The organism is Yinghuangia soli (genome assembly GCF_021502675.1).
GTDB classification, from domain to species: domain Bacteria; phylum Actinomycetota; class Actinomycetes; order Streptomycetales; family Streptomycetaceae; genus Yinghuangia; species Yinghuangia soli.
Genome location: NZ_JAKFHA010000068.1, coordinates 1 through 18,607, shown reverse-complemented (window position 1 = coordinate 18,607; position 18,607 = coordinate 1). Strand labels below are relative to the sequence as shown.

13 protein-coding genes and 1 pseudogene are annotated in these 18,607 nt (G+C 67.1%); 6 read left to right on the top strand and 8 right to left on the bottom strand.

What is annotated here, in order from left to right; translation table 11 throughout:
- The 3 genes from LZ495_RS43020 to LZ495_RS43010 all read left to right on the top strand — a co-directional run.
- The coding region (locus LZ495_RS43020; RefSeq protein WP_505011348.1) for a hotdog family protein at positions 1-233 on the top strand (233 nt) is incomplete at its 5' end.
- A gap of 2 nt (positions 234-235) precedes the next feature.
- The gene (locus tag LZ495_RS43015) at positions 236-1,429 is read left to right on the top strand and encodes an acyl-CoA dehydrogenase family protein (protein ID WP_235058753.1); all 1,194 of its coding nucleotides are present in this window, start codon (positions 236-238) and stop codon (positions 1,427-1,429) included.
- A 111-nt stretch (positions 1,430-1,540) separates the two neighbouring features.
- Positions 1,541-3,076 carry an acyl-CoA synthetase gene (locus LZ495_RS43010; RefSeq protein WP_235058752.1) on the top strand — a complete coding sequence of 512 codons (1,536 nt, stop codon included), beginning with the start codon at positions 1,541-1,543 and terminating at the stop codon, positions 3,074-3,076.
- A 204-nt stretch (positions 3,077-3,280) separates the two neighbouring features.
- Here LZ495_RS43010 and LZ495_RS43005 read toward each other — a convergent pair whose 3' ends face one another.
- Positions 3,281-4,126: an IS5 family transposase gene (locus tag LZ495_RS43005; RefSeq protein WP_235058751.1), complete on the bottom strand. Its 846-nt coding sequence runs from the start codon at positions 4,124-4,126 to the stop codon at positions 3,281-3,283.
- A 283-nt stretch (positions 4,127-4,409) separates the two neighbouring features.
- Positions 4,410-6,194: an HNH endonuclease gene (locus LZ495_RS45185; protein WP_235058750.1), complete on the bottom strand. Its 1,785-nt coding sequence runs from the start codon at positions 6,192-6,194 to the stop codon at positions 4,410-4,412.
- A gap of 233 nt (positions 6,195-6,427) precedes the next feature.
- Between LZ495_RS45185 and LZ495_RS42995 the strand changes: the two are divergent.
- A pseudogene (locus LZ495_RS42995) lies at positions 6,428-6,707 on the top strand (transposase); the annotation flags it as partial.
- A gap of 108 nt (positions 6,708-6,815) precedes the next feature.
- Here LZ495_RS42995 and LZ495_RS42990 read toward each other — a convergent pair.
- The 3 genes from LZ495_RS42990 to LZ495_RS42980 form a co-directional block, all read right to left on the bottom strand.
- Positions 6,816-8,366 (bottom strand): serine/threonine protein kinase, encoded by a 1,551-nt coding sequence (locus tag LZ495_RS42990; protein ID WP_235058749.1) that lies wholly within the window; start codon positions 8,364-8,366, stop codon positions 6,816-6,818.
- A gap of 224 nt (positions 8,367-8,590) precedes the next feature.
- On the bottom strand, positions 8,591-8,959 hold the full coding sequence (locus LZ495_RS42985; RefSeq protein ID WP_235058748.1) for a hypothetical protein: 369 nt from the start codon (positions 8,957-8,959) through the stop codon (positions 8,591-8,593).
- Between the two features lie 358 nt (positions 8,960-9,317).
- Positions 9,318-10,883: a tyrosine-type recombinase/integrase gene (locus tag LZ495_RS42980; protein WP_235058747.1), complete on the bottom strand. Its 1,566-nt coding sequence runs from the start codon at positions 10,881-10,883 to the stop codon at positions 9,318-9,320.
- Positions 10,884-11,457: 574 nt separating this feature from the next.
- Here LZ495_RS42980 and LZ495_RS42975 point away from each other — a divergent pair.
- A complete protein-coding gene (locus LZ495_RS42975; RefSeq protein ID WP_235058746.1) occupies positions 11,458-13,848 on the top strand; it encodes a tetratricopeptide repeat protein in 2,391 nt (796 codons plus the stop codon).
- Positions 13,849-13,938: 90 nt separating this feature from the next.
- On the opposite strand, the gene LZ495_RS42970 is transcribed toward LZ495_RS42975, so the two are convergent.
- Together LZ495_RS42970 and LZ495_RS42965 are read right to left on the bottom strand one after the other, a co-directional pair.
- The gene (locus tag LZ495_RS42970; protein ID WP_235058745.1) at positions 13,939-14,268 is read right to left on the bottom strand and encodes an integrase core domain-containing protein; all 330 of its coding nucleotides are present in this window, start codon (positions 14,266-14,268) and stop codon (positions 13,939-13,941) included.
- A gap of 58 nt (positions 14,269-14,326) precedes the next feature.
- Positions 14,327-14,830: a hypothetical protein gene (locus tag LZ495_RS42965; RefSeq protein WP_235058744.1), complete on the bottom strand. Its 504-nt coding sequence runs from the start codon at positions 14,828-14,830 to the stop codon at positions 14,327-14,329.
- Between the two features lie 940 nt (positions 14,831-15,770).
- Between LZ495_RS42965 and LZ495_RS42960 the strand changes: the two genes are divergently transcribed.
- A complete protein-coding gene (locus LZ495_RS42960; protein ID WP_235058743.1) occupies positions 15,771-16,706 on the top strand; it encodes a hypothetical protein in 936 nt (311 codons plus the stop codon).
- Between the two features lie 634 nt (positions 16,707-17,340).
- Here LZ495_RS42960 and LZ495_RS42955 read toward each other — a convergent pair.
- Positions 17,341-18,435 (bottom strand): integrase core domain-containing protein, encoded by a 1,095-nt coding sequence (locus LZ495_RS42955; RefSeq protein WP_235058742.1) that lies wholly within the window; start codon positions 18,433-18,435, stop codon positions 17,341-17,343.
- Positions 18,436-18,607 lie beyond the last annotated feature (172 nt).

Here is an 18,607-nt window from a genome sequence, read left to right as displayed (position 1 = left end):
TGGCGCCGACCTTCCACGGCGACACGATCTACGGCCAGACCGAGGTCCTGGACAAGTGGGAGTCCAAGTCCAAGGACGACCGCGGCGTGGTCTACGTCGAGACCAAGGGCTACAAGCAGGACGGCACCATGGTCTGCATCTTCCGCCGCAAGGTCATGGTCCCCAAGACCTCCTACGGCGAGGCGCGCGGCGGCGAACAGCCCGGCCGCCCCGAACTCCAAGAAGGAATGTGAACATGGGCCGCCTTGCGCAGACCGACGGGCTGACCGACGTCCAGCGGGAGATCCTCTCCACCGTCCGCACCTTCGTGGACAAGCAGATCATCCCCGTCGCGACCGAGCTCGAGCACCGGGACGAGTACCCGACGGAGATCGTCGAGGGCATGAAGAAGATGGGGCTCTTCGGCCTCATGATCCCGGAGGAGTACGGCGGCCTCGGCGAGTCGCTGCTCACCTACGCCCTCGTGGTCGAGGAGATCGCGCGCGGCTGGATGAGCGTGTCCGGCATCATCAACACGCACTTCATCGTCGCGTACATGATCAAGCAGCACGGCACCGAAGAGCAGAAGAACTACTTCCTGCCGAAGATGGCCGAGGGCGAGATCCGCGGCGCCTTCTCGATGTCCGAGCCGCACTGCGGGTCCGACGTGTCCGCGATCCGCACCAAGGCGGTCAAGGACGGCGAGTTCTACGTCATCAACGGCCAGAAGATGTGGCTGACCAACGGCGGCACGTCGAACCTGGTCGCGGTGCTGACCAAGACCGACGAGGGCGCCGACTCGGTCTACAAGAACATGACCACCTTCCTGATCGAGAAGGAGCCGGGCTTCGGCGAGACCCGACCGGGTCTGACCGTGCCGGGCAAGATCGAGAAGATGGGCTACAAGGGCGTCGACACGACCGAGCTGGTGCTCGACGGCGTGCGCGTGCCGGCCGACCGCATCCTCGGCGGAGTCCCGGGCAAGGGCTTCTACCAGATGATGGACGGCGTCGAGGTCGGCCGCGTCAACGTCGCCTCGCGCGGCTGCGGCGTCGCGCAGCGCGCGTTCGAACTGGGCGTGAAGTACGCGCAGCAGCGCGAGACGTTCGGCAAGCCGCTCGCCGAGCATCAGGCGATCCAGTTCAAGCTCGCCGAGATGGCCACCAAGGTCGAGGCCGCGCACCAGATGATGGTCATGGCCGCGCGCAAGAAGGACGCGGGGGAGCGCAACGACCTCGAGGCCGGCATGGCGAAGTACCTGGCCTCGGAGTACTGCAAGGAGGTCGTCGAGGACTCCTTCCGCATCCACGGCGGCTACGGCTTCTCCAAGGAATACGAGATCGAGCGGCTCTACCGCGAAGCGCCGATGCTGCTGATCGGCGAAGGCACCGCCGAGATCCAGAAGATGATCATCGGCCGCCGCCTCCTCGAGGACTACAAGCTGCGCTGAGCGAGCCGGACGGCATTACCCGTCACAACCTGCCGAACTGGCCGCCCCCGCACTCACGTCGTCGCCCACCAGGCCTCCGCAATCGCCTGCCCACCCTCATGGAGTGAACGCATGTACCTGACTCAGTCGCTGCACCGGGCCCTCCAGCAGCGTGCAGACAAGCCCATGGCCATCTGCGGTGATCGCATGCGTACGACTCGAGAGGTCGCTGACCGGGTCGCGCGGCTCGCGGGAGGCATGCGCGCCCTTGGCGTTGCCCCCGATGATCGGGTCGCGGTTCTCGCTCTCAACTCGGATCGCTATCACGAGACCTTCTACGCGGCATGGTGGATCGGTGCCGCCGTCAACCCGGTGAACATCCGGTGGAGCCCCGCCGAGATCTCCTACGCGCTCGACGACGCCGGTGCCACTGTGCTCTTCGTGGACGACGCGTTCCTCGCCCACGTGCCTGACTTGCGCGCGGCATGTCCGAAGCTGCGGGTCGTCGTCCACTGCGGTGACACCGTCCCTCCGCCTGGGATGGTCGGTTATGAAGCACTGATCGCGGATGCCGAACCAGTTGATGACATCCGTCGCGGTGGCGATGCCGTCGCCGCACTGCTCTACACCGGGGGAACCACGGGCCGCCCCAAGGGCGTCATGGTGAGCCACCAAGGGCTCATGACCGCCGCAATCGGTGGGCAGATGTGTACGGGGTCGGCGGTTGCGGACGGGGTCAATCTTGTTGCTGCGCCGTTGTTTCACATCGCTGCCATCTATGGCTGGTTGGGGCAGAACCTCATGGGCGGAGTCCATGTCTTCCTCCCGTCCTTCTCTCCGGAGAGCGTGCTGGAGGCGATCCACAAGCACCGGGTCACCACGCTGACGCTCGTCCCGACCATGCTCCAGATGGTCGTGGATCACCCCACCCGTCGCGACTACGACCTGAGCAGCGTGTGGACGGCAGGCTACGGAGGCTCCGTGATCCCGGAAGCGGTTCTCACGCGCGCGTTGGAAGCATTTCCCAACGGGGGACTGGTCCAGGGCTACGGCATGACCGAAACGGCCCTGATCTCAAGCCTCGGCCGGGAGGACCATCGAACCGGCGGCCGACTGCTCCGATCTGCCGGCCGCAGCACCGCGCAGTGCGAGGTACGTGTCATCGGAGCTGATGGTTGCGACCTGCCGCCCGGGGCGACCGGCGAAATCGTCGTCCGCGGTGACACCATCATGCTCGGCTACTGGAATCAACCAGACGAGACCGCCGCGACGGTACGGGACGGCTGGATGCACACCGGCGACGCCGGATACCTCGACGAGGACGGGTACCTGTACGTCGTCGACCGCGTCAAGGACATGATCATCTCTGGTGGGGAAAACGTGTACTCCGCAGAAGTGGAGAATGTCCTCGCTGGACACCCCGCCGTCGCGGCGTGCGCTGTCATCGGCCTTCCGGACGACAAGTGGGGTGAACGCGTTCACGCGGTGGTGGTTCTCCAAACGGGTGCCCGCGCTACCGAAGACGAGATCCGCAACCATGTGCGGGACCGCATCGCGGGCTACAAGGCCCCGCGTTCGGTGGAATTCGTCGAATCCCTGCCTACTTCCGGCGCCGGCAAGATTCTCAAGCGCGACCTCCGCGAACAGCGGACGAGCCCCACCGACTGACCGACCGACCCGCGGATCACCACGTGCGCCCGGTGTCGGGGCGATCGCCCATGCGTCGGCGACTGCAGGTGCCAAGGGACGCGTCGACTTTCACGACGATGCCACAAGGAGGGGAACGACCGTCTCGGCCGCGCAAGATGCTTCGACGCGACCCCGCCCGTGGGACGTGGACTCAGAGGACGTTCCGGTTGAAGACGGGATAGTTCATGGATTGTGCCAAGTTATGGGCGTTTCGCCGGTTGCTCGTTTCGCGAGGTTCGAGATCATCGCGAGGCGGATCATGCTTTCGGAGTGCGTGGGTTTGGCCTCGTAGTCGCGGGCGAGGCGGCGGTGCATCATGATCCATCCGAAACTTCGTTCCACGACCCAGCGCCTCGGTGCCACAGAGAAGCCTTTGGCCTGCGTGTTCCGCGGGACGACGTCGACGTCGATGCCGAGGGCGGCTCCGTGCTCGATGGCCTGGTTCTTGTAGCCGGTGTCGACCCATGCCTTGGTGATCGTCGGGTGGTCGGCGGCAAGTTGGGTGAGGAGCTTCTTGCCGGCTTCGTTGTCGGAGACGCTTGCGGCCGTCACGATGACCAGCAGCAAGAGGCCGAGGGTGTCGACGACGATGCTTCGTTTGCGGCCCACGATCTTCTTGCCGGCGTCGGTGCCCTGGGTGTCGGTGGGGACGCTGTGGGCGGTCTTGACGCTCTGGGCGTCGATCACGCAGGCGGTGGGCTCGGCGGTGCGTCCTGCCTGTTCACGGACCATCCGGTGCAGGTGGACGCCGAGTCTCTCGATGGTGCCGTCGGCGGTCCAGTCGCTGAAGTAGCCGAACACGGTGGTGTGCGGCGGGAAGTCGTGCGGCAGGTAGCGCCACGGGACGCCGGTCCGGTTGAGGAAGAGGATCGCGTTCATGACTTCTCGCAGGTCGGTGACCTTGCCGCCGAGGTTGAGCGAGGTCTTCTGTCGCTCGGCGCGCCAGGCCGTCAAGGTCGGCTCCATTAGCGCCCAACGGGCATCGGAGAGATCGCTCGGGTACGGCTGGCGCTGCTGCGGGGTGGCCATGGGAATACTCATGCACGAGGCCCCCATCCCGGCATATCACTCGATCGGGTGAGGCAAAAGCCACCTTTAGAAGGCTTTTCGAACCGGACAGGAGCTATCGTCCTGAACCAGAGCAAAGGGTGAGACCGAGTCTTCCGAGAGCGCGGACGCATACTGCCTGTTTCGCCTGCATGGCGCTAATCCCGACAGGAATGAACTATCCCAAACCAACACGTAGATGACACGAACGTCCTCTCAAGAGTCTCCATAGATCGGGGGGAAGCCCAGATGCGAGATACCCCCGTCAGTCGCGGCCCTGCGCCATAGCCGCCTCGTGCCGACGCCTTGCGGTCTCCCGGAAGGCCTCGCGCAGCAATTCGGCTTGCCGGCCGCGCGTCTTGGTCGCGTGGCAGTTCGGGCACACCGCGATCATGTTGGCCGGGTCGTCCTCGCCGTCGAGGGCGAGATCCTGCACGTGGTCGACGTCGAGGACCGGGGCGCCGGCCGCGGTCACCTCGCGGAAGCCCGGGAACGCGCACAGCGGGCTCTCACACCGGCCGCCGGACCGCGCGATGACCAACGCCCGCGCCTCGGCGGAGCGCTGCCGCTGGCCGCCCGACGCCCGGTAGGACTCCTTCGCTGGCCGGGGAGCTGTGGCCAGGGCCAGCACGCGGGCCCGGTAGTCGCGGGGAGCCCTAACAGGGTGCTCTACGGGGGGCAGCACCGGAACGTGGGGCTCGTCCGAAGGACCGTCCACTAGAGCGGTTTGGACGCGGACAGACTCCTCGCCAATGAGCAAATCGGCCGGGGCGGTCTCGACAGAGACTTCTTCGACAGGCGCTTCCTCATCGAGGGGCCCCGGCGAGTCAACCGCAGGTTCAGCACCATGCACGGCAGCTGCCGCTGGCGCGATCATGGAAGGTCCTTGGGGAAGCCCGGCCCGGCGCGGCGGTATCGGCGGCAACGCCGGCCCCGGGGCCCGAACCCCCGCGACGAGGATGCCGCTTGCTGCACGAACTGGCACCGGCATCGAGACGTCCTCGTCGTCCCTATGGGACGCGAACGCCGGCACAACCCGCTCCCGGAACAGCCCCATCGCCAGGGTCATCCACTCGGCTGCCAAGCCAACCTCCGTGCGCCATCGCTTGCCCGGGGTGGCAGCCTGGCTCGTCGATGCAGGAAGCGGCAGCCGCTTCGGATAGAGCGTCCGCACCGTGCGCTCGGCAGGAATCCACTCCAGGGGGAATTCTGACCCCAGCTCCGGCACGACGGCGTGGCCACGAGCGAAGACGCCAGGGTCCTTCGCCACGAATTCGACGGCCACCAGGCCTGATCCGGGGTGGTAGGTCATGATCACGTCACCTCGCTCGGCGTGTTCGACCACGTCCACGGGTAGGTCCAAGCGGCGCGGGCGCTGCGCCGCGGCCAGCTCGAACACCACCATGGCGGCAGCGTCGGCGGGGGCCAGTCCCTCCCTCACCTTTGGGGTGCGCTCCGGCGCAGCTGACTCCGGCACGGCTGGCCTTGGCGTGGCTGGTTTGGGTGGGGCCGGCAGGGACCGGAATGCCTGGACGATGTGATGGCCGAACGCCGCGAGAGCCCCGGACGCCCAAGCGGCCACCTCGTCCCGCTGCGCTCTGTTGTCGGTCCAGCTGTGCGTGGCATCGACCTTCCACTGGATGCTCCGCGGCTTGGGAGGGCGCCGCTGACCGATCGCACTGACCGGAGTGTGTATGCGGACTCTGCTCGCGAAGCTGCATGACACCGCCCGGCGTTCGGCGTCCCATACCAGCGCTAGTCGGGGAACCCGCTGGGACAAGGTCGTCCTGTGGTCTGCATACATGCGGTCGAACAACTCACGTGCCTGCGGCGAGCACCGCGACCGCAGCCGGAACTCCACCGCGACCGCCTTGTCCACGAACATCAGCAGCAATTCGCCGTCGGGCAGCGTCTCCTTGATCCCGATGGTGTTGTCGTCGCGTGTCCGCGGCCGTGTCGTATCGAAGACCCGCTGAAAGAAGCGATGCCTGGCCGTGGCACGGCGTTCGAGCTGATGCCGTTGCTCGGACTCGCTCAGTCGTGGCTGCACGACTCCCCCTGGGTCTTGGCGCAGTGGAAATCCTAGTAACCGCTCCGGGGCCACTGCGTGGAGAACCTGGTGTTACGAGCTGCGCCGGTCGCCAGGCTGACCGGAAAAAGGGTACCTAATCAACGGCGGATCTGATGATCAAGGAGACGCCAGAGATGACGACCGAGACGCCCCCTGAGTAGACGATTGATGAGCCGTCGGAGCGTGCGGTGTCGGACGAGCAATTGATCGCGATGTTGGTCGACCGCGCTCGCTTAAAGGGTCTGCAACTCACTGGTCAGGGTGGGTTCTTGCAGCAGCTGGCCAAGCGTGTGCTGGAGTCCGCGCTGTAGCGCGAGATCACCGACCACGTCGGCTACGAAAGGCACGACGCGGCGGGGCAGTGGCAACAGCCTCAACGGCACCCGCGGCAAGACGGTGCTGACCGATGTCGGCCCGGTCGACGTGCGGGTGCCCAGGGATGTGGCCGGCACGTTCGAGCCGCAGATCGTCAGGAAGCGGCGACCGCAGCTGGGCTCGGCCGGATCGGCGTTGGCGCTCGCATGTGGTCGATCTGGCGTTGAAGCCGGTCCCGGCGCGGATTGCAGGATGCGGTGTCCGCATGCGCCGCGGTACACGTCGTCAGACGCGGCAGCTCATCCCACGGGTGACCTCGCGGTAGTCCGCAATCACGGCCGTCGCCATGGACTCTCGGTAGACCACGACGACACGTCCGTACGGCCAGTTGCTGTCGGCCCGGATCTTTTCGTTGCCGTAGGAGCAGCCGGAGAACATGAGGGCGCGGCGTAGTTCGGTGTAGTCCCCGCCGTTGTTCCACACGACTGGTGAAGGGCCCACGGTCAGGAACATCGTCTGTGCTTTGGGGTTGAACGTGACCCGTACACCTTCGGGCAGGTCCCAGTCGTCGCGGAGGAACGTGGCGAGGTCCTCGTTGATAGTGGCGGCGATCGCACGTTCGGAGGCGGTCATGGTGTCGCGAGCGGCTGCCCATTCCTCGGTTGTGGGTTCGGCGGGGTCCGAACGTGTGTACGCCGGTTGCGGTTCGGCTGGCTCACGGGGGGTGGCTGCCGTGGTGGCTGGTCGGGCTGCGGGCTCGGTTGTCGTGGCGGACGGCGCCGGGGACGTAGGCGTGAGTGTGGTGACGCCTTCGCCTGGCGCTGCCGCCACAGGGGAAGCGGTCGTGGAAGAGGTACTGCTGGGCGGCTCTGCTTGGGGCTCTTGGTGCCCATCGAGCGCGGCGGCCAGCACAACAGCGGTACCGGCAACAGCGACAGTTGCTGCGGCGACTGCGGCAGCAGCCCATAGTGCGCGGGCGCGACTCGGGCGCCGAGGTGCTGGCCACACGTCGTCTGGAGCCGGCACGCTCCAGAAGTGGTGGGTCGCTGGGGCGTCGACGAGCGTGGAAGCAGCCAGCTGCGGGCCCGGCACAGCGGTGAGTTGATTGCTGAGCATCGTGACACAGACTGCGTGCAGCGCGCTTGCCGCAGGCCTGCAGGCCGGGTCCTTTGCCAATGCGGCTGCGGCGACGTTGTAGAGATCTTCGGGGAGGCCGCTGAGGTCTGGTTCGTCGGTCAGCACACGGAACGCGACGGCGTCGGGGGCTCCGGTGCCGAAGGGGTGCCTTCCGGTTCCGGCATAGGCGAGCAGGGCACCCCAGGCGAAGACATCCGATGCTGTGCCTGAGGTGCCGCTTTGGTACTGCTCGGGGCTGATCCAGCCAGGGGTTCCGGTCAGGATCCCGGTGTGCGTGACGGATGTTCCGTCGAGGGCGTGGGAGATGCCGAAGTCCAGCAGGCGTGGCCCGTCCGGCGAAAGGATGACGTTCCCCGGTTTGATGTCACGGTGGATGACGCCCGCAGCATGGATCGAAGCCAGTGCCGCCGCAACGCCCGAGGCCAGGGCAAACAGCATGGCGCCGGCAAGGGGGCCATGTTCGGCGATGTGCCGTTGGATCGTGGGACCGGGTATGTACGGAGTGGCGAGCCAAGGGCGTTCGGCGTCGCAGTCGGCAGCCAGGACAGGCACGAGACAGGGCCCGGTGACCCGGCTCGTCAAGGCCACCTCTCGCCTGAAGCGGGCACGGAACTCATGATCGCCGGCGTATCCGGGGTGGATGACTTTCACCGCCACCTGGCGCCCGTTCCTGTCCACGGCAGCGAAGACGGTACCCATCCCTCCACTGCCCAGTCGCCCCAACGTCCGATAGGGACCCACGCGCTTCGGGTCTCCAGGAAGCGGGGGCGAGGGACGGGTGGTCACGATGTCTCCCTGTCGGGCGAGTCACTATTGCCGATGGATCGTAGGGGAGAAGGGGCGGTCGAACGACAAGGGCACGGCACCACGAGACCACCGCATGAGCGCTGGGGAATGTCCCCGGTGCCGAGCCTGTGTGCGATTCAGTCCGGCAGCGTCGTGTCGTCGACGTAGGCCACTGGATTCTGCCCCAGCGGGCCCGGGGCAGGCTGTCCGAACCACCGGTCGTGGAAGGGATGTCCCTTGCCGACCGGGCGGCCTTCGACGGCACGGCGGCCCTCTTCGGTTGTGTCGACGACGCGGTCGATTTCGATCACGCAGCGCACGATGCCGCCGTGGACCGCGAGCATGAACTTCTCGTAGCTGGCACGTTCGGCGTCCAACTTCCAGCAGCCGCGGGCTGCCTCGTAGATGTCCTCCGGCTTGAGGCCGTCCGACCATCCGCACCAAGTGCGGCCGAGCCCGTCGTTGTCGGCGGCGCGGTGTCGAGCCTTGATGTGCACCTGGATCATGTGACCCTCCGGAGAAGCGGGACGGTGGACGCGCGGGTTGAGGTCGCCAACGAAGGAAGAGCTGCCCGTTGGAGCGAAGCAACTGCGCGACCAGGCTGGTGGTGCGCTAGTAGAGGTACCAGCCGAAGGCCGTGGCCGCTGGGCGTTTCGGCGAGGTGCCGTGCACATCAACCTCGCGTCCGCAGGGCGAGGCGACTCGGATGTCTTTGCGGTCTGTGGTGCTTGTGCTTGGAGGCTCTCGTCGGCGGGGGTTCTTGGCCGAGTTCGGGGTGCTTGCTCAAGCGGATTCGTTGGATGCGTCTGTTTGACGGAGAGTAAGTGCGTTGTCGGGTCGGCTGGGGGTCAAGGGGTCGCAGGTTCAAATCCTGTCGTCCCGACCAGCGTTTACGCAGGTCGCAGGCCGTTCTCTCCGTAGGGAGAGGGCGGCCTTTCCGGCGTCTGGGGTCCTGGTGGTCGCAAGGTGGTCGCATGCCTTGCCGAGCTGCCGAAAGACACTTCTGAAGTCGCTTTCGAGTGCGGGTAGTTCGACATCCCTGACGGCTTTGTTTTCACCGTGTGGTGGTCGCAGGGTGGTCTCGTGCTCGAGATGCGCCGGCGGCGGTGTCCGGCCTGGGGCGGGTTCGTGGGGGAGCAGGTCGGTGACTTGCTGGAGCCAGGTGCGGTCTTCGGGTGGTGTCGGGCCGTGTCCGCTTGGCCGGAGCCCGTGCGCTGTGTTCAGGCGTTCTTCTGCCTGGGCGAGGACTCGCTGGATGGTGGTGACGGCGGCTTTTGCGGCTGGGCGGGTGAGATGGGCGTAGATGTTGGCGGTGGTCGACAGGGTCGAGTGCCGCAGTGTCTTGGACACGATGACCAGCGGTACGCCCGCGGTGATGGTGAGGGTGGCGGCGAGGTGCCGCAGGTCGTGGACGGTGATCCTGGGAAGCCCGGCTTCGCCGGCGAGGCGCCGGAAGCGGGACAGGACGTTCTGCGGCCGCAGCGGCTGCCCGTCCGTGCGGGTGAACACGAGCCCTGCGAGCGGCCCGGTCTGCGGGCCGGCCGGTCGGAGCCGTTGCTGCGTGGCGCGGTGTCGGAGTGCCTGGTCGACGCGGCTGGAGATGGCGACCCAGTTGCGGCTGCTGCGGGTCTTGGGTGTGGTGATGACCAGGCGGGTGTTGTCGACGGCGGACAGGGTCCAGCGGACATAGAGGACCCGGTCCTCCAGGTGGACGTCGTCCCAGTGCAGTCCGAGGGCTTCGCCTTTGCGCATGCCGGTGCCGATCAGGACCTCGCACAGGTCGGCGATGAGCGGATCGTGGTCGCGGGCGTAGTCGAGGAACCGCGCGGCTTCCTCGGCGGTCCACACGGTTCGTTCGGGGCTGGAGGGTCGGGGGATGGCCGGCGGGCTGGCCGGGTTCGATGCGAGTCGGTGGTGGCGGACGGCGTCGCCCAGAGCGCTGGAGAGGGTGGCGAGGCACCGGTAGAGGGTGGTGCGGCCGCGGCCGGCGTCGAGCTGGCGGCGGACGAACGCGAGGATCTGCCGGTGGCCGAGGTCGTCCAGCCGCAGCGCTCCGAGTCCGGGCACGAGGTCGTTGCGGACGTAGTCCCGGTAGCGGGCGTAGGTCGCGGGCTTGAGCGCAAGTTCCTTCTCCGCGAGCCAGGTGGTGAGGTAGTCGGCGACGGTCTGGTTCGGGTCCGCGTCGAACCCGCATGCCTCCGCGTCGAGGAGGCGCCGCAGAGCGTTGCGGGCGGTAGTTTCGCCGGCGAATCCGCTGCGCCGCACCGTGGTGCGTACGCCGCGGGGTGCGGGGACGTCGACGGCGAACGCCCACGACCCGTGCATCGGGTCAGCGGCGAGTCGGGAGCAGTGGGCTCCGCGCTGGTGCCGGTCGGCATCGCGGCATCCGCAGCGCCGGTAGACGCGTCCCCGGGTGGATGAGGAGCGCATGGTGATCGCCTCCGGTGGAGCAGGATCCCCGGGCACTCCCAGTGTCCACCCCGATGCGACCACCAACCCGAGGCCACCGGCTTTGACCTGCGGAGTTCCCCTTGTCAGGATGACAAGTGCATCTTGGAAGGCAGAGCACGTCGGTGAGGCCATCGAGCACCGGCTTGTGAAGCGCAGGTTGTTCCGACCGCCAGGGGCCGTTGCTCGGCGAGGTCCCTCACGTACGTCGGGTGGCTCCGGCTGTCCGGCTGATCGCGTCCAGTGTCGTGGGGCTCAGAGATCGCACGAGTCGGCTGTGCACGGCAGGGTTGTGCTGCAGCCAGTCGGTGGACTCCGGACCGCTCTTGGGTGCGGGAGCCAGGTTGCGGCGGGTCGATCCGGCCGGCTCGGCGTTCGCGGCGAGATCCGCGAGACACGCCACGGCATCGGGTGCCGAACCGAAGGCCCGCGGCGCTGCACCTACCGGCCAGGATGCTGTGGAGGGAAGTTCCCGAGACGCGCGACCGGGTCCCCGGGCAGACTGTGACCGTGACGGCGGGTCCGCAGGGGCGGGAGGGTCACGTTGCGTAGTGCCTTGCGTTGGGCGGTCGCCAGTACCGCCTTGATCGCGCTGTTCTTCGCCATCTGGGGTCTGTGCCGAGCCGGCGATGCTGCCTTGGACCTGGACGTGACCCTGGCGCTGGCCGGCCTGGGCACGTCGATCGCATCGCCTGGCCTGGTCATGTGGGCAAGCCGGCCCGCCCTTCCGGCGCCGCCGCCACTGACCGCGGCGCAGCGGATCGTGCTGGGCGAGATTCCGCGGGAGCCGCCCGGGTACCAGGCGCGTACGGTCATGCGCGAGCAGCTGGAGCGACTGGACGGCGTGGCCGTGGTGGGCGCGGTCACCGGTGCCCGAGGCGCGGGAAAGACCCAGCTGGCCGCGGCAGTTGCCCGTCGGCGCATCGCCGACGGATGGCCGCTGGTCGCCTGGATCGTCGCCGAGGACGCTGACCAAGCCGTGGCCGGCATGCAGCGCCTGGCCCGAGCCGTCGGGGCGGCCACCGACCGCGAGGACGCAGCCACCGCAGCTGCTGCTGCCCGGGCCTGGCTGGAGACACAAGCCGACGAGCGCACGCTGCTGGTCTTCGACAACGTGCCCGCCCCGGAGATCGTCCGCCCCTGGCTCCCGTCGACAGGTGCCGCCCACATCATCGTCACCAGCACGGACCGCTCCTGCGAGCACCTCGGAACTCCCGTAAGGGTCGACGTCTTCACCCCCGCCGAAGCCACGGATTTCCTCCGTGCCCGCGCCGGAAACGCCGACCCGACTGCGGCACGCGAACTCGCGGAGGAGCTCGGCCACCTCCCCTTGGCTCTTGCGCAGGCCGCTGCCGTGATCCGGAGCTCGGGGCTGAGCTACGCGACCGTCCTCGCCCGAATCCGCGAGACGCCGGTCGAACGCCTGCTGCTCCCGCACGGCAGCGATCCGTATCCCCGAGGAGCCGCACAGGCCACCCTGGCGAGCATCGAGAACGTCGAAGCCACGGACCCCACCGCAGGATTGATCGCCACCCTGCTGGCCCTGCTGTCGCCGGGCGGAGTGCCGCGCGACCTGGTGCACGGACTCGTCGACGGGCCACTCGGACGACACCTGCCGCATGCCCCGTCAGTCGTGGAGGTCGATGCCGCTCTCGGCCGCCTGGCCGACGCATCACTCCTCACCTTCACCGTCGACGGCCAGTTCCTGCTGATGCACCGGTTCACACAACGCGTGCTGCGCGACCGTGCTGCGCGCACCGGCGACTTGCCGGGCTACGTCGACCACGCGGCCCGCCTTCTTCAGGCCCGCTGCACGGCGATGCGCGGGGACAGCCTTCTAGGCGGGCAGAGTTGGACAGCGCGACACACCGTGGGCGAACACCTGATCGCGCAGGTCGAAACCCTGTGGGAAGTTTCTCGACCGCACCTCCAGGAGACCGCTCCCGATCCCGACTGGACGGCCGCACAGGATCCCTTGCTGGCCCTGCGCGTTTGGGCAGTGCACCACCTGTGGACCGTCGTGGACACCTCCCGTGCCGTCCGCGCCGGACGCATCGTCGTGGAGGACCACGAACGCCTGCTCGGCAGCGACTGCGAAGCGACCACCGAAGCCCGCTACGCGCTGGCGTTGGCGTACGGCGGTCAGCTCCGCCACGACCAGGCCATCGCGCTGAACACCGCAGTCGTGGACTGGTTTGCCGACCACCACGGCGGGGACGACCCCCAAACCCTGTTACGACGCAGCATTCTCGGCAACAACTACCTGGAGTCCGGCGAGGACTTCGCCGACCCCAGCCGCTACCTGACCTCGATCCGGCTGCACGAACTCGCACTCCAGGGCTGGGATCGGGCGGGCGATCCCGACTACCTGCTCCGTCCGTGGACCGAGTTCAACCTTGCCCTCGCCTACGCCCGCGCCGGCCGCTTTACCGAGGCTATCCAACTCGCGGACCAGGTCAGCGCACGCTGCGATGCAGAGCTCGGCGAAGCAGAGACCGTCACGACATCCTCACGCCTCGCACGCACCCTGGTCTACGCTCTTGCGGGCCGCCTCGACATTGCCGGGCCCGAGAGCATCCATGACGTCGAACAAGCGCGCCGGGTCTGGGGCGACGACGACCCGGGCACCCTATGGGCACACATGCGGCGCGGCGAAATCTTGTGTCTGGCAGCCGACTTTGATGGCGCCACCCGCGAGTTGGAGGTTCTGGCGGCCCGCCACGTAAGTATTCTCGGCGAGAACAATCCCAGCACGTTCCGGACAGTCCGGGCCCTCGCCGAGGCCTACCGGCAAGCAGGACGGCTGCCCGAGGCACTGCGCGCCAGCGAACGCATGCTGCTGATCGGCCGACACTTGGTGGACCCGAACAGCCCGCTCATCCGCCTGGCCGACGATCGCGTCCGAGACCTCCGGGCACACACCACCGCGGCACCGACGCCCCCATGACCGCTGTTTGCCCCGACAGCACAGGATCTTCGATCCGGCGAATCGGACGTTACGGTGCCCTGTGGGTGCCGGAAGCTCCATCCGTGCAGGTCAAGCGGCACGTCGGTATTCGTGGATGGTGCCGCCGAGTCGGAGGTGCCGGTGTATGCGCAGTCGCTGGAGTTCGTCAGGATCGGTGATCGGCTGGGGTGCCTCGCGTAGTGGCGCCGCCTGGTGGAGTGCCCGGTGCGGCCGGTGTTCGTTGTAGTGCTGTTCGAACTGGTGCAGTGCGTGGAGCAGGTGGCGTTGGTTCCGGATGAGTGTGCGGTCGAGGAGTTCGTGGCGGCAGGTGCGGACCCAGCGCTCCATGATCGCGTTCATCCGTGGGGTGCGCACCGCGGTCAGGATGGTGCGGATGTCGGCGTCCGCGAGGATCCCCATTTCCGACCACCACAGGAATGGCAGCGGCGTATGGCCGGCGGATCGGCAGTTGAGTCAGCTACGAACGCGGAGCCGGAAGGGCCGCGGTGCGCGCTGATTGTGCCTGTAGGCGACGCCGATGTTGACGGATCGCCCACCAATGCCATGGCTTCCAAGGGGACTTGTCATAGGCGAGGTCCTGGCGACAGGCTTCCAGGTACTCCGTCATGGCCTGATGCATCCCGGCGTCGGCCCCCGGACCGTCAGCCGTGGTCTCGTGCAGGAGATTGTCGGCTGCTTGAACGACCGGGGGACTCCCGACCAAGCGGATACGGACCAGAGCCCCGAGGATGTCTCGCGACGACTGGATGGAACGTTGGTTGTATTCCGCGTCGGTGACCGAGTTCTTGAGGGACTGCTCGAACGCGTAGATCAACACGCTCTCTCCGAGGTGGAGATAGGCATCACGGCGCTCCTCAGGACGACCAACCCGAATGACCGACGACACGCCGAACTTTGGGGCCATGGCTGAAGAAGCGATCTTTGCGGCGGCGGCCGTTGCCGCGCTGATGGGGTCCGGCATGCCGTCCATCGAGCAACAACGGACCCCGGCGGTGCTCAAAGTCCGCAGATTCACATGCCAGCTGTGTCATTTGCGGTATTTGCTCGCTCGGCCCGTTGGCTCCTGAAGCTCGGTGTCGTGCGTCTACGGCGCTGGGTGGGCGACCGAACAGAGCCTCAGTGATTGCGCACGTGCATGCATGCCTGCTTGCAAGCTGCCAATTAGGCGTCCAATCAAGCGAGCACGCAAACGAGCTGGCGGTTTCGCTCCCGGACAGGCGGCGGTCCTGGCCTGCACGCCAACCCCTTCCGGAGTCCCCTTCTGACCCCCTTCCCGAGCCCCCTGCCGACCCCCTTCCGGACCCCCCTGCCGAGCCCCCTCCCGACCCCCCTGACCAACCCCTTCCTTGTTGTTTTCGCAGGTCAGAGCCTGTTTGATCAACTTGCGTACAGTCCTGAGAGGGTGCATCGTTTGGGGCTCTACAGCGGCGCTGATGCACAGCCGTCCTGTCCTCGACGTCAGGGCAGGGGCACCCCAGCCTCGACGTTGCAGGAGGACCATGAGCACCACCGAGAGAACCCCGGATGCCTACGAAACGCCCCGCCGGCGGGACGAGGAGTCTGCCGTGGATCGGCCGAGCGGCCCTCAGGTCATGCACGCAGGCCGAGACATAGTGATCAACAACTATGGCGGTGCCGTCGGCGCTGCCGGAACCGCCAGTACGCCCCCGGCGGTTGACGAGCCACCTCCGGCGTCCGGATGGCTACGTCGGGTCGCCACCTGGTTCGGGCTGTAGCCGGGGCTGCAAGGGAACCCGTCGGGGGCGGATACGATCGGCCGTCCCCGACGGGGCTTCACATCCCAGCAGCAAACGCTTGGCGGAAGACCCGCGCCCGTGGCTACGCTCAGTTCTCCCAAGTCAGCGCAGGGGCAAGCCGCTTGGACGCTAGGGGGCAGGCACATGAGCAACAGCACGTCGTCAACCGCGGGTCACGTGCGGCCTCCGGTCCACTTCCCGCCCGTCGTCAACGGCATGGATTCGCTCGTCAAGGCAGCCCAGGCGTTGGCTCCCGAGACGTACCAGAACAAGATCGTTCTTCCCACCCCTGGAGCCCTGAAAGATGCGGTCCTGCACCTCCAGGTCGCCGCAGAAGTCCTGCTCAAGGCCAGGTTGACCTTGGAGCACTGGACCTTGGTGGTTGAGGAGTCCAAGAAAACGAGCTACACCAAGTTCCAGTCAGGAGACTTCGCGAGCTGCACGCCTCGTGAGACCGTCAGGCGACTCAGGGACGTCGTGGGGATCAAGATCGAAATCGCCGACGAGCAGGCACTGGACGAGCTGACCAAGAGCCGCAACGCCTTGCTGCACTACGGGCTTACGGACACAGCCGAAGCCGTGGAGGCTCGCGCGGTCAATGTCCTGATGTTCCTCTTCGCCTTCATCAAGGACGAGCTGATTCCGAACCTTGAAGGCGATGACGGCGGGACCATCCGGGAGATGAATGCTGCCGTCTGGGAGCACATCATGGACATCACCGAGTTCGTGAACGGGCGCATGGCCTACCTCGTGGACACGGACCTGAAAGGCCTGGAAGCCCGGACGATCGAATGCCCGTGGTGCGGCCAATGGGCGCTCGTTCTCGGTGATGCGCGCCCTGAGTGCAGGTTCTGCGGTTACGACTGGGACCACACGGTTTCGCTCGTGCTGGACTACACCGGAGTGATCCTCCGCAAGTTCGATGAGCGGCCCGGAGACTGTTTCGCCTGTGGCACCCGCTCACTCGTGGCGGTTGCTCGCCTGGCCGACGACAAGAAACTGCGTCGGGAGGTTTGCCTGAGGTGCGCGGAAGTCCGCGCGCAGCCGCGAACGTCGACACTTGACAGCGACCAGGCGTAGGGACTTTCGGCAGCGACGGTGACCTTAGTCTTGGAGCTCCCCCCAGGCCTTGGCCCCCGGCTCGACTCTGTAGGCCGGGTGGACGCATACCGCGCAAAACTGGAAACCCGGGTGTGTGGCGAGATGTTGGCGCCGTGCTTCTTGGAACGCGGCTCCATACCGCTCGCGGGCTTCCAGGGCCCAGGCTCGTTCTGCATCGTCGAGGTGGGACCAGCAGGCGATCGGGTTCGGGTAGCGGACGAATCCCTCCGGCCACTCAGCGGCTTGGCGCTGGCAAGGTACGCCCTTCGCTGTCCGCCGGGTGCATGTCGGCTTGTGCCCGTCGACGCGTCCGCCCCAGGGCGGCACGAAGTGCCGCAGCAGGCTCTCGTGGATGAGTGGTTCAGTCACGGCGTGATTCTCGCGGTCGGACGCACGTCTTGTACGCCCTTTCGCCAACAGAAGTGATCAAGCGCGCCAGACTGGTTGTCATGGGGACACTTCCACGCGCGGAGTGCGTTAGGTCCGGGCGGGATATCGCAGTGCTTCCGGAGGCTGGCTGCGTCAACAGAGGCCGGCTCTGGCGGCACGATGCCCCCCAAGTCTGGCGTGGATCGGACGGCGCTGCGGGTGCCGAAAACTCCATCCGCGCAGGTCAGGCGACATGTCGGTATTCGTGGATGGTGCCCCCGAGTCGGTCGTGTCGGCGTATGCGCAGCCGTTGGACTTCGTCGGAATCGGCGATCGGTTCGGGTAGCGCGCGTTGCGGCGCGGCTTGGTGGAGCGTGCGATGCGGCCGGTGTTGGTTGTAGTGCTGCTCGAACTCGCGTAGCGCGTGGAGCAGGTGGCGCTGGTTCCAGATGAGTGTGCGGTCGAGGAGTTCGTGGCGGCAGGTGCGGACCCACCGCTCCATGACCGCGTTCATGCGTGGCGTCCGAACCGCTGTGAGGACGGTGCGGATCCCTACGTCGGCGAGGATCTCGTCGAACACTGCAGGGAACCTGCCGTCCCGGTCGCGGATCGGGAACGTGGCCCTGGTGCCCTCCTCTTCGAGGTCGGCGACCAGGTTCCGGGCGGCTTGGGCCACCCACGCGGCGGTCGGGTGGTTGGCGCCGAGGATGCGGATGCGGCGGGTGGTGTGCTCGATGAGGGCGAGGATGTACTGGCGTTGCCCGTTCAGTGTGACCGTCTCGATGAAGTCGCATGCGAGGAGTGCCTCGGCCTGTGAGCGCAGGAAGTCGGCCCAGGTTGTTGTTCCGCGTTCGGGTGCGGGGTCGATGCCCGCGTCCTTGAGGATCTCCCAGACCGTGGACGCGGCGACGCGGGTGCCGAGCGCGGCGAGTTCGCCGTGGATGCGGCGGTAGCCCCAGGCCGGGTTCTCGCGCGCGAGACGTTGTACCAGGATGCGGATGGAGCGGATCGTCGGCGGGCGTCCGGGCCGCTTTCGGCGGGATGCGGCCGCGTGGCGGCGGCTGACGAGGTCGCGGTGCCACCGCAGCACCGTGTCCGGGTGCACGATGAGCCGCAGCCGGCGCAGCACGCCGCGGGGCAGTGGGTGCAGCAGCGCCGCGAGTAGGGCCCTGTCGGGCGCTGTGAAGCTCGGTCGCCGGTCTCCGAGTTGCCTTTCGAGGACGGTGGTCTGGTGGCGCAGGGCCAGGATCTCGGCGTCCTTGTCGCGGTCGCTCATGGGTAGCAGCCGCAACGCGGCGAACGCGTTCGCCATGGCGAGGTAGGCGAGTCGGAGCAGCACGGATGGTCATGCTGCCGTAGCGGCGATCACTTTCATGAACTCAGTCGGTCCTACGTTGTTGTGTGGGTTGATCATGGCCAGTCGTATGGTCATGGGGCCCAGAGACACCGGGTGTGGCTTTCAGTCGGTTGCCCTCGATGGTTCAGATCACCTGGCCGCCCGGTGTCTCACG

What these genes read in the sequence shown, in the direction of transcription:
- LZ495_RS43010 (WP_235058752.1), top strand. Translation starts at nt 1,541, where the DNA reads ATGTACCTGACTCAGTCGCTGCACCGGGCCCTCCAGCAGCGTGCAGAC.
- LZ495_RS43015 (WP_235058753.1), top strand. Translation starts at nt 236, where the DNA reads ATGGGCCGCCTTGCGCAGACCGACGGGCTGACCGACGTCCAGCGGGAG.
- LZ495_RS42960 (WP_235058743.1), top strand. Translation starts at nt 15,771, where the DNA reads ATGAGCAACAGCACGTCGTCAACCGCGGGTCACGTGCGGCCTCCGGTC.
- LZ495_RS42990 (WP_235058749.1), bottom strand. Translation starts at nt 8,366, where the DNA reads ATGGGTACCGTCTTCGCTGCCGTGGACAGGAACGGGCGCCAGGTGGCG.
- LZ495_RS42985 (WP_235058748.1), bottom strand. Translation starts at nt 8,959, where the DNA reads ATGATCCAGGTGCACATCAAGGCTCGACACCGCGCCGCCGACAACGAC.
- LZ495_RS42980 (WP_235058747.1), bottom strand. Translation starts at nt 10,883, where the DNA reads ATGCGCTCCTCATCCACCCGGGGACGCGTCTACCGGCGCTGCGGATGC.
- LZ495_RS42965 (WP_235058744.1), bottom strand. Translation starts at nt 14,830, where the DNA reads ATGCCGGACCCCATCAGCGCGGCAACGGCCGCCGCCGCAAAGATCGCT.
- LZ495_RS43005 (WP_235058751.1), bottom strand. Translation starts at nt 4,126, where the DNA reads ATGGCCACCCCGCAGCAGCGCCAGCCGTACCCGAGCGATCTCTCCGAT.
- LZ495_RS42970 (WP_235058745.1), bottom strand. Translation starts at nt 14,268, where the DNA reads ATGGGGATCCTCGCGGACGCCGACATCCGCACCATCCTGACCGCGGTG.